This is a genomic window from Plebeiibacterium sediminum, from assembly GCF_026013605.1.
Taxonomy (GTDB): domain Bacteria; phylum Bacteroidota; class Bacteroidia; order Bacteroidales; family Marinilabiliaceae; genus Saccharicrinis; species Saccharicrinis sediminus.
Genome location: NZ_JAPDPJ010000039.1, coordinates 1 through 18,345, shown reverse-complemented (window position 1 = coordinate 18,345; position 18,345 = coordinate 1). Strand labels below are relative to the sequence as shown.

At 31.6% G+C, this 18,345-nt stretch carries 10 protein-coding genes; all 10 read left to right on the top strand.

Annotated elements, in window-relative coordinates:
* Positions 1-41 precede the first annotated feature (41 nt).
* The 10 genes from OM075_RS15590 (at position 42) to OM075_RS15545 (ending at position 17,038) form a co-directional block, all read left to right on the top strand.
* On the top strand, positions 42-503 hold the full coding sequence (locus tag OM075_RS15590; protein WP_301191464.1) for a PulJ/GspJ family protein: 462 nt from the start codon (positions 42-44) through the stop codon (positions 501-503).
* Positions 504-506: 3 nt separating this feature from the next.
* The gene (locus tag OM075_RS15585; RefSeq protein WP_301191463.1) at positions 507-1,652 is read left to right on the top strand and encodes a type II secretion system F family protein; all 1,146 of its coding nucleotides are present in this window, start codon (positions 507-509) and stop codon (positions 1,650-1,652) included.
* Between the two features lie 711 nt (positions 1,653-2,363).
* Positions 2,364-3,665 carry a hypothetical protein gene (locus OM075_RS15580; protein WP_301191462.1) on the top strand — a complete coding sequence of 434 codons (1,302 nt, stop codon included), beginning with the start codon at positions 2,364-2,366 and terminating at the stop codon, positions 3,663-3,665.
* 29 nt (positions 3,666-3,694) lie between these two features.
* Positions 3,695-4,495 carry a hypothetical protein gene (locus OM075_RS15575; RefSeq protein WP_301191461.1) on the top strand — a complete coding sequence of 267 codons (801 nt, stop codon included), beginning with the start codon at positions 3,695-3,697 and terminating at the stop codon, positions 4,493-4,495.
* Between the two features lie 135 nt (positions 4,496-4,630).
* Positions 4,631-6,013 (top strand): vacuolar protein sorting family 37 protein, encoded by a 1,383-nt coding sequence (locus OM075_RS15570; RefSeq protein WP_301191460.1) that lies wholly within the window; start codon positions 4,631-4,633, stop codon positions 6,011-6,013.
* A 98-nt stretch (positions 6,014-6,111) separates the two neighbouring features.
* Positions 6,112-7,143, top strand: a complete 1,032-nt coding sequence (locus OM075_RS15565) for a hypothetical protein (RefSeq protein ID WP_301191459.1) — start codon at positions 6,112-6,114, stop codon at positions 7,141-7,143.
* On the top strand, positions 7,130-8,122 hold the full coding sequence (locus OM075_RS15560) for a vacuolar protein sorting family 37 protein (protein WP_301191458.1): 993 nt from the start codon (positions 7,130-7,132) through the stop codon (positions 8,120-8,122). The genes OM075_RS15565 and OM075_RS15560 overlap by 14 nt, the downstream gene beginning before the upstream one ends.
* Before the next feature lie 164 nt (positions 8,123-8,286).
* A complete protein-coding gene (locus OM075_RS15555) occupies positions 8,287-12,849 on the top strand; it encodes a hypothetical protein (RefSeq protein WP_301191457.1) in 4,563 nt (1,520 codons plus the stop codon).
* A 47-nt stretch (positions 12,850-12,896) separates the two neighbouring features.
* Positions 12,897-16,658, top strand: a complete 3,762-nt coding sequence (locus OM075_RS15550) for a DUF6443 domain-containing protein (protein ID WP_301191456.1) — start codon at positions 12,897-12,899, stop codon at positions 16,656-16,658.
* 5 nt (positions 16,659-16,663) lie between these two features.
* Entirely contained in the window at positions 16,664-17,038 is a 375-nt protein-coding gene (locus OM075_RS15545; protein WP_301191455.1) for a hypothetical protein, read from the top strand.
* The last annotated feature ends 1,307 nt before the right edge of the window (positions 17,039-18,345 follow it).

Here is an 18,345-nt window from a genome sequence, read left to right as displayed (position 1 = left end):
ATAAATGGAACTCAGTTAAGTACTGGAATAAGTTGATTGTTATGAAAAAAATGAACGGTTTTACAATACATGAATTGTTAATTGTAATGATAATTACAAGTATTGTGATTCTATTGTCATATACAGTTATTCAAAATTATTATCAACTTTTTTCTGAAATAGTTGATACAGGTAATTCGCAAACTGAAATAAATCAGTTTTATCAATTGTTAATAGCTGACTTTGATAAAGCTGAAGTTGTAACATTTAATGGCAAGTTACAGTGTGATGTTGCTGGGGAAATGATTAGTTATGAGTTTGATAGTAGTTTTGTAGCTAGAGTGTCAGTCTATTCTATAGATACTATTAGATTATCTTGTACAAATACAAATTTTACGTATGCAAATGAATCTTCAGGATTAATTAATTATTTCTCAGTAGTCTGTAATATCCAAAAAGTAGAGGTTCCAATTTCAATATATAAACAATATCCAATAGGTAAATACCTGGAAATAAAGGAGTGAAAAATGGCTATCGATCTATCCCAGATAAAAAACTATAATCAACAAGTAAGCCCTGGAAAATTGCCTTCTAAGGAAGATCTTCCTTTTTGGAAGAAGGAAATATCCTTCGGTAAAATACTTACAGACAAAATAAAAGAAGTTTTTTATTCTGAATTGGTCATATTAATGACTGCCGGGTTGGATTTAAAATTAGCGTTGGATCTTATAGTACAAGAAGAAAAGAAAGAAAAGGTAAAAAATATCTATTATTTGATATCTCAAAAAATATTACATGGGTTGTCACTTTCAGAAGCAATAAAGGATCAACCTGAATTTGGACAATACGAGTTTTACAGTATTAAAATTGGTGAAGAAAGTGGAAGTCTTGTTTTGGTGCTTGAAGAATTATCTCTTTTTTTTCGAAAAAAAGTAAAGCAGAAAAAGCAAATTATAAGTGCAATATCTTATCCGGCTATGATTTTTATTACAGCTTTAGGTGCTGTTTTTTTTATGATGAATTTTATTGTACCATTGTTTGCTGATGCCTTTAAACGATTCAATAGTGATTTACCTACATTAACAAAGGCTGTTATTTATTTATCTGATCAGTTTCGTAATTATTGGTATTTAATACCCATTTCTGTTGGATTGATTGTTGTACTAGTGAGAATGTTTAGAAATGAAGAATGGTATAGGAAATACAGTGGTATACTGTTGTTAAGGATTCCGGTAATCGGGAAATTAATGCAAAAAATATATTTAGCCTCCTTTTGCCAAAGTATGTCACTAATGACTAGTGCTAAAACACCATTAGTACAATCCCTTGAACTTGTTAGTAAAATGATTGGTTTATATCCTTATGAAAAAGCATTGATTTCTATACGAGAAGGTTTATATCATGGAAAACCTTTAAATGAATTAATGTTAGATTATCCAATATTTGATTCTAGAATGGTTTCACTAATAAAAGTAGGAGAAGAAACCAATCGTCTAGATTCAATTTTTAAACGTCTTTATGATCAATATACAGAAGAAACCGATCATCAAACCACTGTAATGAGCTCGCTTTTAGAACCAATGTTGATAATTGTTGTGGGAGGAATGGTTGCTTTATTATTGGTTGCAATGTATCTGCCTATGTTTAAGTTGGGAGGCTCATTGATGAATTAATGGTAAATAAGGTGTATATAAAGAGTAAAAACCGTTTTTATACGATAAACTATTGATGTTTATCCGAAGTAATGTTTGTCTTTTGTTGTAAAATTCAAATATGCTTCTTGAATAAATTATAGATTAAATATTTGAAGATGGTTTTGCTGTTATTAATAATATATCATAAAGAGTTGTTTGTCATAAAAATTATTCCTTTTATCAAATTAGATTACTAGAGTAATACAATAAATTACTATTTTTGGGTCGAAAAGTCGAAAAAATACTAATGTACCTAAAGTAGTTAAAATAAATAGGTGAAAGACAACAATATTTTTTACTATCTAGAGTACTAAAAAAACAAAACTAAAAATATTTTATGCTAAAATTTAACTACTTAACCCTATTATCCCCCTCCAGCAAAATGATCAGATATTATTCTTTAAAACCAGGATTGTATAGAAAATCATAAGGCACATTGAAAGTAAATTAGAACAAGACTTTACTAAAACATGGTATTGTATCCTATTCGAGAATTGAAGTGAATCAATGAGGGTCTTGTTTATAATCGATATCACTTTGCTTTAGACATTTTATTACTAGTCTTAAGATAAATGATTAATAATTATTTAGTTATTGTGTTTATCTAAGGTAAGTATCAATCATTATCTATTGTGAAATTATAAATTATGGTTAGCATATATTGTTAGCCGTGTAAAATTATGTACTTGTATGAATAGACTAACTTTAATCGCTATTTTATTGTGCTCTAATATTTATTTATGGGGACAAACAGAATTTTCAAAAATTAAACTTAGTGGCAATTATAGCCAAATAATATTCGCACCAACTTTACAAACTAATACTTATGCATTTGGAACTAAAGCTCAAGATGGAATGGCATTAGGACTCTATGGAACTGCAGAAAACTCATGGTTAACGTACTGGAAAGAAGGAAGTGGTGACATGGTTATAAAGAAAGGAAATTTATTTCTTAATGCAGGAGATATAAATATGGGAGCAGAAAAATATATTGGTTTTACAACCACTGCAGGAACTGTGTATAAAATTGGTTTTAATATTGGAGGACTTCAATCCATGAGTGGTGGAGCTGGGATGCACTATAATAACGGTACTACAATTGGTTCTGATGCAATGATTACTTTTCACGAAACAGATGGAAATGTAATTAGAGGCTGGATGGATGTTAATGATAATATTTTTCATTGGAGTGGAAAGGTGGGGATTGGTATAGTTAATCCTTGGGCTAGATTGGATGTTAATGGTTCTACTTTATTAAGAAATAGATTACAATTTGGAAATACTAATGGAAATTATATTAATGATGATATAACTGGGTTTTCCAATGGAATTGATCCTTCTGATGCAGCATTACTTGTTCCTGTCTATAAAAATAATGCATCAGACTTAAGGTTATATATTACAGATGATGGAAATGACGCCTTTTCAATTTGGGGAGGAACTTGCGGTGGAGGTTCGTGTGGTGATCTGAATGCAGCTTCTCAAGTTGTTCGTTTTGAAGGTGGTGGCAATGTACTATTTAGTGGTAATGTAGGAATTGGGAAAAGAGCATCAGGTGATCTTAAACTCGACGTAGCCGGAACCTTACGTGCAGAAGAAATTCTGGTAGAAGCCAACGGGAACACCGCAGACTTTGTTTTCTCTGACACTTACAATTTAAAAGATCTTACCGAAGTAGAAAACTACATTAAAACTCACAAGCATTTACCAGATATTCCAAGTGCAGAAGAAATGGAAGCATCTGGTGTAAACCTAGCTGAGATGAATAAGCTGTTGCTGCAAAAGGTAGAGGAGTTGACACTTTATGCTATACAGCAAAAAGAAGAAAGGAAAAAGGAACAAATTGAAAGGCAAGTTTTAACAGAGAAATTGGAAGCTCAAAATAAGAAATTAAGAGAAGCATTAAATAAAGAGCAGAGGGAAAGATGCAAAATTGATGATAGATTGGCTTATCTGGAATCAATACTGCTAAGAAAAACTAAGAATCAATAAATCGCACATTATAAATTCAATAAGCATTTATGAAACGTATTTTCGTATTATTAGTAGCTTACCTTTCAATAGTTACAGCTACCTTTTGTCAAGCAAATGTACTTGACGAGGATGGGGAATCAACACCTATATTTATTAAGAGTGGCTGTATTGGGGTCGGGACTAATTCTCCTTCAGCAAAACTTCATATTTCTTCATTAACAAGTGGTGATGCAGTTGTTAAGATTGAAGCGGACACAGACAATAATTTTGAATCAGATAATCCTATGTTGCAATTTCGTCAAGATGGAGGTACGCTTGGTATAAATATAGGATTTGATGAAACACTATTTGGTAGTAATATATTCGGAATAGGTCGCTTATATTCATCTAATCAATTTAATGATTGCTTTTTTATTGATACTAAAAATGGTAATGTGAGTATTAATAAGAAGCCTTCAGTAGATGCAAAATTAGATGTTAATGGAACGATACGTGCTACTGAAATATTGGTAGAAGCCAATGGTAATACTGCAGATTTCGTATTCTCAGACACCTACAATTTAAAAGATCTTACCGAAGTAGAAAACTACATTAAAACTCACAAGCATTTACCTGATATACCAAGTGCTGAAGAAATGGAAGCTTCAGGTGTAAATTTGGCAGAGATGAATAAGTTATTGCTGCAAAAGGTGGAAGAGTTGACGCTTTATACGATTAAACAAGAAGAGAAGCTAGCTAAAATCGAAATCGAAAGCAATAAGGAACAGGCTGAAAGGAATGAGTTAACTGAAAAACTTGATGCATTGGAAGCAGAAATGGCACAGATTAAGGTTTTATTGTTGAAATAAGACTATCCTAATCACTCCAATGGGCTTTGACTTATAGCTTGGAGAGGCGAAAACGAGCGATGGAGGTTATCCTTTAGCAAGCCACATGAAAATACTAAATAGAAATATTAAAAATAATTAATTAGATCTAAATAAATGATGAAAAAAATTGGACTAATAGGCTTTTTTTTTATTGGATTTGTTAATGTATGGGGACAGACTAATAAAATAGAAACTACAGGTAATGTTGGGATTGGAACGACTACACCCGAAGCTACTTTACATATAAAATCAAACATAACAAGTGAAAATTCTAATGATAGAATAGATGCAAATCTTGTAATAGAAGCAAATGGGACGACAAGAGAAATAAGTGAAGGTGCATCCTTAGGTTTTGTTATTCCAGCAAATACTAACGGAACAAATCCTTGGCAGCAAGGTCGTATTATAGTAACACCTGATAACACCGCCAATATGAATGCCAGTGGTCAAATGTTTTTACAAACAAGATATTTAAATAATAAAACCTGGGATTGGAGAAATAATTTAGTATTGAAATCTAATGGTAATGTTGGTATTGGAACGACCGCACCAGAAGCTAAGCTTGATTTATTAGGTTCAGGAGAATATTTGAGTATTTTAAAGTTGGGAAATGAAACATGGAAATGCAACCAGCAAACAGCAATTGAATTTTGGAATGGAATATATAAAGGGGTGCCTACTTCTAAGATAATATCTCAAATGAATAACTGTGGAGATGGGGGTGAAAATCTAATCTTTCAAACTCAATCTCCTTCCTCTCTAAACCCGAACAAAACCAAACCTACAACAAAATTGACTATTAAATCTGATGGTAGAATTGGAATAGGGACAACTAATTCTGGAAGTTGGAATGCTAAACTTGTTATTAATAATACCAGAGATTATACTAAAATACTGCAATTGGGAGCAGAAGGACCAACTACTTGGTTTATTGGAATTGGTGATAACTCAGGTAATTATTTTCATATTGGAGAGAATGATAATAAAAGAATTGTAATTAATAAAATAACTGGTAATGTAGGTATTGGTATTGGTAGTTCATCACCATCTGCAAAACTTCAGGTAGCAGGAGACATCCTTGCAGACGAAATTCGTGTTGAAGACATAGCAGCAACTAACCTTAATTTAGAAGGTAGTATTGCTGCCAATCAAATTACTGTAAAAGCCAACGGCAACACTGCCGACTATGTTTTCTCTGATACATACAATTTAAAAGATCTTACTGAAGTAGAAAGCTACATTAAAACTCACAAACATTTACCAGATATACCAAGTGCTGAAGAAATGGAAGCTTCTGGAGTAAATTTGGCTGAGATGAATAAGTTGCTATTGGAAAAGATTGAGGAGTTAATGCTTTATGCTATATCGCAAAAGAAAGAAAGTAAGGCTATGGAAGAAAGGCTAGAAGATCAGAATGCGAAGTTAAAAGAAGTAGAAATTTTGAAAGACAAGCTCGCAAATATTGAGGCTTTGTTACAAATTACTCTAAACCCCTAAAGGGGCTTTGACATGCATCTTGGTGAGGGGAGATAGAGCGAAGGTTGTTTTTCATAGGGAGTTAGAGACAAGATAAGGAAAGAATAAAACAAATTAAAATGACATATAATAATTATTTAGACCATAAAAAAATAATGAAAGGATTAGTTATTGCTGGATTTATATTGGCAGGTGCAAGTGTTTGGGGACAGACATTAGAGGTTAATCCCAGTTCAAATGAACCTACTCTAAAACTTGGAAGAAATGGAGGGAAAGCCACAATTAAAGGTGTTAATACTGGTACTTATGGGCATATCGTTATTGATCCAGCAGAAAGTGGAGATGCAGTATATATTAGTCATTATATTAATTCAAACACATATCTATCAACAGGAGGTGGCAATGTCGGCATTGGAATGTCAAATCCTAAAGCCAAACTAGACGTAGCTGGAGATGTTAATGTAGGTGGTTACCAAACTAGAATTTACAGGCATGACGGTAATACAAGATTTTTTGTACAATCAGATATTAACCGATGGGCATATTCCAGATTTCAATCCGGCTCAAACATTTTTGATATAGGAACTAATACTGGGAATGGTAATAGGTTAGAATTCCGACCTCAAGGAGTTGAAACATATAAAAGTTGGATAGATAATCATGGTAATTGGACCATGAGTGGAAATATGACCGTTGATGGAATTATCAATTCTGAAGAAATTCAGGTTAAGGAAATCGCAGCTGCCAATGTAAGTCTTAATGGCACCCTAGCTGCCAATCAAATCACAGTTAAAACCAATGGCAACACTGCTGACTTCGTCTTTTCCGACTCTTACAATTTAAAAGATCTTACTGAAGTAGAAAACTACATTAAAACTCACAAACATTTACCAGATATACCAAGTGCCAAAGAAATGGAAGATTCAGGAGTAAACCTTGCAGAGATGAATAAGTTATTGCTGCAAAAGGTGGAGGAGTTGACGCTGTATCAAATAGAAAAGGATAAGCAAGTTAATAGCTTAAAAGAGAAAATTGTAAAAGATCAACAAAATAGACAAAAATTAGAACTGGAATTACAAAATATAAAAACAGAATTTATAGTATTTAAAGAACTAATCTTAAAATCAATTGATTATAATGAAAAGAAGTAAAGTAATCCTATTGTTTTTATTTTTTGCAATAGGTAATTATTCATTTGGACAATGGTCATCTAGTGGAAATTCAATTTATACAGATTCAAATGAGTTTTTCCTCAATTATACTAATAACCCAACATGTACCATTTGGTTAAATAATAATACATCAGGAACACCATCTGTAGGGCATTATTATATTAAGGCCTACGATTGGAGGGGAGCATATTTACATTTTGTAGGGACAGGAGATAATAATAATGAAAGATTGAATGTAACATTTGATGGAAAGGTTGGAATTGGAAACGGAAATTTTTATGAAGGATCTCTTTTTCATATTGAGAATCCAGTAAATGGTTGGTTGCAAACGATAAAAGGATCCGCATATAAAAAGGATGATTTTATAGGAATAAAAATACAAACCGGTTATATGGGAGAATATGGAAAATTTGCAGGTATTGCAGCTACAACAGAGAATCTACATAGTAACCTTACTGGTTTAAGTTTTTTTTCTTCTTCATCTGAAAATATGAGATTAACAGGCGAAGGAAAATTAGGAATTGGAACAACTACTCCATCAGCAAAGTTAGAAGTTGTTGGTGATATCTTGGCTGACGAAATTAAAGTTCAAGATATTGCTGCTGCCAATCTACAATTAGATGGCAATATCTCCGCTAACCAGATAACAGTAAAAGCCAACGGCAATACTGCAGACTTCGTTTTCTCCGAAACCTACAATTTAAAAGACCTTACCGAAGTAGAAAACTTCATTAAAACTCACAAGCATTTACCAGATATACCAAGTGCTGAAGAAATGGAAGCTTCAGGAGTAAATTTGGCCGAGATGAATAAGTTGATGTTGCAAAAGGTAGAGGAGTTGATGCTTTATACCATTGAACAAAAGGATGAACTACAAAAAGAAAAGTTGGAGAGGAAGATTTTGGAAAATCGATTGTCAAAATTGGAATTGATAATAAATGGAGAAATGACAAAATAATCAATCTAATCTGCAATATATTCCGATATAAAGTCATTGATGTGTTATTCTATGCTGTCTATTCATATTTTAAGATGAATAGAGCAATAAATGACATTATGGCTTGTATATATAGATATTGTAGTTTAGTAAGTTTAATAATAAATTATATAAATAATAATTTTATGTTGATATTAAAAAATAATTTCTTTTCTGATAAATTGGCTATTCAAAAAATGGTTATAGTTTTTATATTATTGTTTTGTGTTTATAATTATGGATATAGTCAGAATGTAGATATTGGAACAATGAACAGTATGGCACAAAATAATATTGGAAATACATCCGTTAATCCAAGTACTGGTATATTAAATTATTCGATTCCATTAATTAATATATCTCAAGATGGATATAGTTTTCCAATATCATTAAGTTACAGTACTACAGGTATAAAAGTTTCTCAAAATCCTGGTAATGCAGGTTTAGGTTGGTATTTGTCTCAAACGCCTGGTGTAATAACAAGAACTATTAGAGGAGGATATGCAGATGAAGATACAAAAGGAATTTGGCGTTTACCTATTGAGAAAATGCCACTTCAATGGGGAAGTACTATTAGTCAAGTCCAAAAAAGTATAGTACAGGGAGATAGAGATTCAGAAAATGATATATTCACACTGAATATAAATGGTCAACAAGTACATTTTATTATTAATCAAGGTGAAGTTGCTACGATTGAAGCATCAGATATTGATATCCAGTTTGATAGAAGTACTTTACAATTTACAGTTATTGATGTATCAGGCATAGTATATTACTTTAGTACTCAAGAATCTTCAAAATTGTTAATATTAAAAGGAGGGGCAGCTAATAGTAAGTATTACAGAGCACCACTTTCATGGTATCTTGAAAGAGTTTCAATTCCAAATGGAGAAGACATAAATTTTGAATGGGGAAATAGTTATGATGAAAAAGTTAATGGGCCTTCAATTGAGACACAAGTTAATTACAGCACCCCAAATACAAAATATAATTTGGATAATTATGAAATAAGATCTCAAATAGAGAAACTACAGGCAGGACAAAAGGATCTGGAAGAAAGCTTTGAACAATCAACTAAATTGTGGGATCAACAATTACAATGGAATTATAAATTTATGACAATAGGATGTGATCCCAGTGATACATCTTCTTTTAAAAAAGAATATAATCATTTAAAGGAACTTTATAAGCAAGAAATCTATTCAGCGCAGTTAGCAATAGGGGCAAACGAAGATGTTACATATTGGGAAATGGCAGCATTAGATAGTAGAATTAATGAATATGTAAAACAGTTATATGCAACTTCAAAAAGTGTAGATAAAGAAATGTTTTATTCAGGTCAAATGTCGTACGTTCCACATAGAAAATTAAAAAAAATAATTACTCGTAACCAAGTAATAGAGTTTGATTATACAGAGTTAGTGTTAGAGGTCAATAAATTGCTAGAAAAAAAGTATAGATATGTACTAAAAAATATTTCTTGTATTAATGATATTGGTATTGTAAATAAAAAAATCCATTTTGCTTATAATGATAATAAAACATTATTAAAGCGGTTAGATATCTTGGGTGATGGAAATAAAGTGCAGGATCAGCTATCTTTTAATTATTATAGAGGAGGTGGTAGCAGTATAGGTTATGATTACTGGGGATATTATAATGGTTCACAAATATTCCAATCCGCACTTCCCAGGGAATTAAATATACATATAAACAGTGAAAATAACGCTTATCAAGGTATACATCCATTTATATTTGAGACAGCTAATAATTTGTTGCCAGGAGGAAATGTAAATCCAGATGGAAATGAGTATGGTGATCGGGTTATAAATGAAGATTCATGTAAAGTAAGATCTTTGCAGTCAATAGAAAATTTAAAAGGAGGTAAAATATCTTTTGAATATGAAAGTAATCAAGTTTTTAGTCACGTGATTGGATTAAAGGCATTTAAAACAGGAGGATTACGCATTAAAAGTTATTCTGTTTCTGATGGCAAATCAAAAAACACTGTTTCTTATTTATATGAAGATGAAGATGGAATGCCATCTGGAAGAATAGCAGAACCCTATACTAAATGTTTTAAATATCCCTATATTACAGATCAAGGAGTTGATATGTATTTATATTCAAATTTTATAGATTTATCGATTGCTCCTTTTGATAAAACCAATAATGGTGTATTGTATGATGCGGTGAAAGAAATTAGAGATGACAGATCATATACTCAATATATATATTTAGGTATTACACCTGAGCCGTATTTACCAGAAATCTACAGTAACCCATTAGACCCTCAACGATTTATCGGCTATTATCCTTATTTGGATAATTTATTATTGGAAAAGTGTTATGTTGATGCAGAAGGTAAAATTGTTAGTAAGGAGAATTATAGTTATTATACTAATATTAAGGATTTTGGAAATAGAACTCCATATAAGGAAATTGCTAATGTAGAATTTTTGGATTCGGATTATTCGGATATTGTTTTAGTTGATCAAATTAAAAAAGGTCCTGTTTCAATGAATGAAAGAGCTTTGAAAAATATGTATAAAGATGAAAATCAGTTAGCTTTTATCGAATCGCGTTATGATGGAAGTGGTAAGATTTATCATTTTATGAATACATATAAAGATTTATATATACCAAATTACTCGCATAAGTTGATACCAAAATATCCACCTATAAATTATACATTACAAACAAACGTGTTGATATTACCTGCAAAAACAACTATTACAACTTACGATAGTAATGGTAATGGACTTGAACAAACAGAAGCTATGTTTTATGATAATAAGGCACATTTATTTCCAACCAGAATTGTGAAAGAAGATAGTAAAGGGGATATTACAGTTTGTAAAAAGAAATATGTTGTAGATTATAATTTACAGGATAGTGATGTAATTTCTAAATTACAAAGCCTGAATTGTAATAATTATCTTGTTGAGGAGCAAATATGGAGTTCGAAAAATAAAGGTACAAGTTACAGCTTGTTGTCGGGATTTATAAATAAGTATGGAAAAACTTTAGTAAAAGGAAAATATAATTATTATCTAGAGCAAAAATATCAATTAGAATTACAAAATCCCTTAACAACAAATTTAGACCATGAACTTCCGAGCTATCCGTATACCAAAGTTTTTTGGGATAATAATAGTTTGTATAAAAGTCCAATATATACTAATTTAGTAGAGGAGGGGATTGGTTTTATCTATAATTCAGGTAAAATCGGTAGAAATGGAGAACCATTAAATGCTTTAAAATTGGATTTGAAAAATGGAAATGTATTGCTTAAAGCAAATAATGTATTTCCTGATAATATTGTTGCACAAGATTATTCTCCTGAACAATCGCATCCATTTTATAGTAAATATGGTATTTTTACAAAGCCGCAGGATGATGTTTTTGAAGGTCAATCAAGTATATTTATTCCATATACTTTATACCCATGGAGCACTAATAAAATATACCCTGATTTACTACCATATTTTGATCATAGGAGATATGCCAATGAAATACTATCATTATTTAATCTAATAAAAACAACTGATATAGTTGGTTTTAATCAAATGATGAATAATACAAATTATTCTCTATTCAGTATTTTATTTAATTTTTTTAAAATAATAGCAGGAGATAGTAATCAACAGGAATTAAATAGATGTATTTGGGAGTATAATAAGTTAATGAGGTCAAATAATTTAGATTTCGATCCGTCTTTTATGCAAATTAAATCAGAAAATGAATACAGTGTATTCACTTTTCTTCAGTCGCATAATGTAAATATTTTTGAACTAAAAGCTTATATAAGTGCAATGCAGATTCCATCAAGAGATTGTTTTGATAAATATTATAATTTAAAGGTTTTAAAGGAGCATTATAAAAAGGATACCTTTGTAAGAGTTAATAATTTAATTCAAAATAAATGTAATTTAAGCGTTTATTGGAGCACCATTTCTTCTATGGATAAAAATTTAAATCCTAATAAAATTATCAACTATTCTATAATTAAAAAGGATGGGAGTAAAGTTCCAGGAAGTCTATCGCTATCTTATATTAATAAGCATATCTTCAAAGGGGTGTTAAATCTTAGAGGTTTGGTAGATTTTAATAGTATAGAATACCTTAATTTTAATCAGTTATATGATGAAAATACTGCAATGCTTATAGCTATTCCAGAAGGAACTGCATTTAATGCAACAAGTTATTTGCCTAATAATAAACCTTGGTTGGTATTTGATTCTAATTGTAATTTAAAGCAGTATTATTATGATGAAATTGGCTCAGTAAGTCTTATTAAAGATGGATTGGACAATGTATTGAGCAGATATACAATTAAATATGCAAAGCAACCAGATCTTAACGAGATACCACAAGTGCCATCATCAAGGCCAATCATTTTGAATATAAAAAATATTTCATACTTTGATAATACTAGTATAGATGCATTAAATTTAATACCTATAGTATACAGGATAGAGGTTATTGGTCAAGATGCAAATAGTGTTGAAATATATCATGAAGAATTCAATGATCTATTTGTAGCATCTGGCAGACAAATACAACTTAATATAGGAAAAGCAAATAACTATATTGTTAAATTGTTTGTTGGAGATAGTAAGGTTAAAGAAACCTCGGGATTACCATCTACAATATATAATATGAGTGATACTAATATAAATGAATACACTGTTACATACGAAAATTAAACGGTAATCATAGTTATTAATAAATACAAATATCAGAATATTTAAATATGAAAAAATATAATAATATATGGTTAATTTTATTTTTGTTATTGTTAACCAATCTTCTAAAATCACAAACAGGTAGCTCTGGGGTAAATTATTTAAAAGTAGAAACGGTTTGTAAAGAAGGTGTATATACAGAGAATGGTATTGATGCATTAGATTACACTAGTAAATCAACCGTTATATCTTATTATGATGCTATGGGGCGTCCTGAACAGCAGATTCAATATAAAGGAGGTGCAAATATAAACTCAGTTGTAAAAGATATAGTAACAGCTATAGTATATGATAAATTAGGAAGAGAAGAGATTAAATATTTACCATATGCTCGCTCGTCAGCAAAAGGGGCATATATTAAGGGAATATTACAGGAACAAAAGGCTTATTATTTACCAGGACAAGGAAATGCAGATCATGCATTAACTAGTGCGCCGTATATGCAAACAGTATTTGATAATTCGCCATTAAACAGGGTGTTAGAACAAGGAGCTCCAGGTGAAGTCTGGCAACCTTTCAATGCATCAATTCCTAAGAGTGGGCATACTGTTAAAATGGAGTATGAAACAAATAATGGCAATGATGTATTTCTTTTTGAAGTTTCAAATAATCAATTAGTAAAGTTAGGTTATTATGGAGCTTACGAATTATATAAAACAGTATCAAAAGATGAAAACTGGGTTTCTGGAAATTTACATACCACAGAAGAGTATAAAAACAAGCAAGGTCAGGTAGTTTTAAAACGTAGCTATGTAATTGATAATGGAATTATTACCCCAGTTGAAACCTATTATGTATATGATGATTTTGGATTACTGCGCTATGTAATTCCTCCGCAAGCGGTGAAAAACCTGTATACAAATGTAGCATTTAACAATGAAGTTGAGCTTGTAGATCAGGATCAAACCTTAACAGGAACTTCGCAATCAAGTACTTATCTAATAACAAAAGGATCCAGTATAACCCTATCTAATTTTTCATTTGCTGCGTCATCCGGCTCAAGCCTGACTATATCAGCTGGAGCTGGTAATGGCGATTTAATTTACGCCTATAAGTATGATTGTAGAAAGCGAATGATAGAAAAGAAAATACCGGGTGCAGCACCAGTATATATGGTTTATGACAATAGAGATCGGTTAGTGGCGACACAGGATGGAGAAATGCGTGAAAAAGGAGCGTGGGTGTTTACTAAATATGATGTATTAAATCGACCGATAATAACAGGAGTGTTAAGCAATAATCTCAAAACTCAGTATGCCATGCAGGCAGTAATTGATGATTATTATGCAGATAATTCAAACAAGTATTATGAAACAAGAGATAATAGCTTAAGCGGAACGTACTGTTATACAACAAGCAATAGTTTTCCAGAGGTAGGAATAGACAGATGGTTAAGTATTGCCTATTATGATACGTATGGATATAAAGATAGTAAAGCATTTTCTGTAGCTCATAATATTAGTAATGCAACTAATTATAATAGTCAGGTATCGGGGATGATTACAGGAACCTGCACCAAGGTACTGGATGGAAGTGAGTTTTCATCTACACAGGCCCAGTGGTTGGTTTCAACAATTTATTACGATGATAAAGGTAGAACAATTCAATGCTTAACCGATTTGTATCCTAAAAATATTGCAAATGAGGAAATATTAAGTACTAACTATGATTTTGTAGATAAGGTAATAAGAACAAAACAGGTTCAGTCTTTTGAGGGAAACACAAAAATCATAGAAGAACATTTTGATTATGACCACGCAGGCAGACTGTTGGCAATTTATCAGAGTATTGATGGTGCCCCAGATGTAACACTTGCAAAAAATGAGTATAATGAATTGGGAGAACTAATTAGAAAATATGTAGGAGGAACCACAGAGGCCGGTTGTGCCCAGGTAATAGATTATAGTTACAATATCAGGGGGTGGTTAACAGATATTAATAATATTGATACCGGCATTAGCGATAAGCAAAAATTTGCCATGCGTTTGAGCTATCTTGATATTCCTTACGGACTACATACTGTTTTGGAAGATGATGGGCAATATAATGGAAATATTGCAGCAATAGAATGGTTAACACAAGAGAATTCATCGAGTAATATCCCATCTGCAAAACAAGGATATGGCTTTGATTACGATGCATTAAATAGGTTAACAAATGCTAAATATGGAATGTTTGCAATGTTAGGGAAAATGTACCGAAATTCATCATTAAACAACTATTCTGTAAATATTTCAGGATATGATTTGAATGGAAATATTTTAGGATTATCAAGAAAAAAAGGTATTGAAGTTACCACGAATAATTTTGAAGCCTTTGAAATTGATAATTTGACCTATAAATATATCGGTAATCAATTACTATCAGTAAGTGATGCGGCCAGTACAAGTAACAAAGATAAGAATGGTAAATTAGCCAAAGATTATGGTTTTAAAGATGGAGCGTCGTCATCGGTAGAATACCAATGTGATTTAAATGGTAATATGATCAGGGATGATAATAAGGGGTTAACCAATGTTGATTATAACTATTTAAACTTACCAAGTAAACTTACCGGAAAAGATAACAAAACAATTTCGTATATTTACAATGCTAATGGGCAAAAGCTGGCTAAAACGGCAGATAGTAAAACCACTTATTATGCAGGTAATATCATCTATGAGGAAGCCAACATACAGTATATATTGAATAGTGAAGGAAAGTATGATTTAAGTAGCGGAAGCGGACAGTATCAATTTGATATTAAGGATCATTTAGGTAATGTACGTATGGTAGTTAATTCATCAGGTACAGTGTTGCAGCAATCATCTTACTATCCATTTGGAATGGCTTATCAAAAAGGAGGTAACGATAATAAATACCTTTATAACGGAAAAGAGCTACAAGAGGATGCTATAGGGGGTAATATTTTGGATTGGTATGATTACGGAGCTAGGTTTTATGACCCTTCGTTAGCTAGATGGTCTGCTGTTGACCCGTTATCTGAATCATATTACAATGATAGTCCATATCACTTTTCTGGAAACAATCCTATTAAGTTTGTTGATAGTAATGGGATGAATTATGATGAATGGAATTTAGATGTCGAGACGGGAAAATTAACTTGGCAAAGTGATATGGGTGGTGACGAAACTCAATATGTGAATTTTGTTTCTACTAATGAAGATGGTTCACAGGTCTTACATAGTACGACATCTTTTGAAGGAAGTGATATTTATTCAGGGCCAATGGCAACAGATTATAATGGTAGTTTTACTTATGGTGTTTCAAATAAAGATTTATGGTCTGATATACCAAATGAATATCAAGGCCATTATATGGCTTGGGATTTAAAACTACGTTATGTATATTCTAACAAACAAGATCAGTCACAGATTAATTCAATTAGGGCTCAAGAAGCTTTAGGGATGGATAGGAGAGAAATGATTTGGAATTCATCTGATAATTACAAGTATATTGTTGGAAAATATGGTACAGATGCAAGTTTTGTTATGGCACATGAATATGGTATGATGCCTTTACCAACTGGTGATGTCTTAGCTAGTGCATTAGATGTTTTACAATCTCCTGCTTTTACAAAGAATTTTGGAACTATGGGGAGTAGTTTTTTTAAGAAGATACCTATAACTCCTTCATCATCTTCTACCACGCCGCAGTCTTTATCTTTATCAAAAAATCCATGGATTCGTTTCTTACAAATTAATAAGGGTAGGTATAAAGGAGATCAGTGGTTAAGTAAAGCATTAAAAGATTATAGAAACACAAAATAATCCAGATGGTAAGAGAGGTTTCATGTAAGAAATGTCAGAAAAACATTAGAGTTCATAGTTGGGCATCTGACAGAGTTGAATTGGCTATTGAAAAAGGAGAAGACTTTTCTTTAGTATGTAAAAGTTGTGGTGCAACTAATAAATATAATGTAAATGATGTATGGGCAGATACGAATAAATTATTTGACTTGATATTTATCATTTTACTCATAGTAATTGAAGTTCTTGGTGGTTATTTATTAATCTCTAGTTATTCTAGAAGTACATTGTATTTAGTTTATCTTATTCCTGTTGCACTATCAATGCCACTTTTGCTTTATTTTGTCTATCGTAATTCTGAGAATAAAAAAGTTACAATTTTTAATGGCTATAGAAAATAATATAATCCTTACCCAGCTTGCCGTAGTCACATAATGACGAAAGAAGCTGAGCGAAGTTTGTAACTTCGTTCGATGTGATAGTTGGTTTGGAATCCAGTACGCCCGGATATGTAAATCACTAAATACGGCTGTTAGCGCGGTTTTGCAAACCGTGCAATAAGCAGCAAGAGCATAAGAATAACAAGCGCCACATTGTAAAAAGTGTGGCGTTTGCTTTATATTGTGAGGGTTTGTAACCCGGCTGTTTTATAATAAAGCTTGCAATTTAGTTTTTGTAATAAAAGCATCTAAAAAGGTAAATATCATTTTGGAACTGCTATATTTACCAAGACACCAAGTTAAGCTTGTAAGGATTAAATTTACAAGCGTATGAAATTCCCATAGGCGCGGATATATAAATTAACCATCTCAGCTGTTAGCGCGGAAATTTTTTCCGTGAAATAAGCGAGCTGTAAAACATATAAAAGAGTCACAATTTAAAAAGTTGTGGCCTTTTTGTATAATGCTAGGATTTGTAATCCTGTTATTTTGCAGCGATATTTTTATTGAAGAATTCTTTGAATGTAGCTTTTATAAGCATAGTAATAATATACTTAATAACGATTTGTTTATCCCCGTACGCGCGGATATGTAATACCACGACGGCTGTTAGCGCGGAAATGTTTTCCGTGCAATAAGCAAGCTGTAAATCATATACAAGAGTCACAATTTAAAAAGTTGTGACTCTTTTTGTACAATGCTAGGATTTGTAATCCGGTTATAGTGCAGCGATATTTTTATTAAAGAAGTCTTTGAATGTAGCTTTTATAAGCATAGTATTAATATACTTAATAACGGTTTATTTATCCTTGCTGAGCGTAGCGAGTAAGTAATGTAAATTGTTCGGCGTATGCCTCTGGCTACGTCGCAGCACATAAGGCCTCTGGCCTGTATATAAAACAACAAAGCCGCATTTTAGAGTTCGGCTTTTGTTTTATGTATAAGAGTTTGCAACCTGATTGTTTATAAAATATTTTGATTTTTTTTTGGCCACAAATGCATCAAGTACAGCAAATATCTGGCTTTTATATTCATTGGAGAACTTACATGCTTAGTTGCATGATAGATTTAAGAATATTTTTATCAATTTGCACATCTATTACACCTCCCCCATAGTGCGCAATTCTATTGCTATCTCATACGTAATTTATAAAAGTACAAGAGTTTTGTTGTATGTGGCTATTTCGGAGTGACCATGCCAGTATTATCGGTCAAAACATGCCACTTTGAAAGATGTTACAATAATACAAAAAAATTAGTTTTCACTT

Excerpts from the sequence above, each read along its gene's own strand:
- OM075_RS15550 (WP_301191456.1), top strand. The coding sequence starts at position 12,897 with ATGAAAAAATATAATAATATATGGTTAATTTTATTTTTGTTATTGTTA.
- OM075_RS15560 (WP_301191458.1), top strand. The coding sequence starts at position 7,130 with ATGAAAAGAAGTAAAGTAATCCTATTGTTTTTATTTTTTGCAATAGGT.
- OM075_RS15580 (WP_301191462.1), top strand. The coding sequence starts at position 2,364 with ATGAATAGACTAACTTTAATCGCTATTTTATTGTGCTCTAATATTTAT.
- OM075_RS15555 (WP_301191457.1), top strand. The coding sequence starts at position 8,287 with ATGTTGATATTAAAAAATAATTTCTTTTCTGATAAATTGGCTATTCAA.
- OM075_RS15565 (WP_301191459.1), top strand. The coding sequence starts at position 6,112 with ATGACATATAATAATTATTTAGACCATAAAAAAATAATGAAAGGATTA.
- OM075_RS15590 (WP_301191464.1), top strand. The coding sequence starts at position 42 with ATGAAAAAAATGAACGGTTTTACAATACATGAATTGTTAATTGTAATG.
- OM075_RS15545 (WP_301191455.1), top strand. The coding sequence starts at position 16,664 with ATGGTAAGAGAGGTTTCATGTAAGAAATGTCAGAAAAACATTAGAGTT.
- OM075_RS15570 (WP_301191460.1), top strand. The coding sequence starts at position 4,631 with ATGATGAAAAAAATTGGACTAATAGGCTTTTTTTTTATTGGATTTGTT.
- OM075_RS15585 (WP_301191463.1), top strand. The coding sequence starts at position 507 with ATGGCTATCGATCTATCCCAGATAAAAAACTATAATCAACAAGTAAGC.
- OM075_RS15575 (WP_301191461.1), top strand. The coding sequence starts at position 3,695 with ATGAAACGTATTTTCGTATTATTAGTAGCTTACCTTTCAATAGTTACA.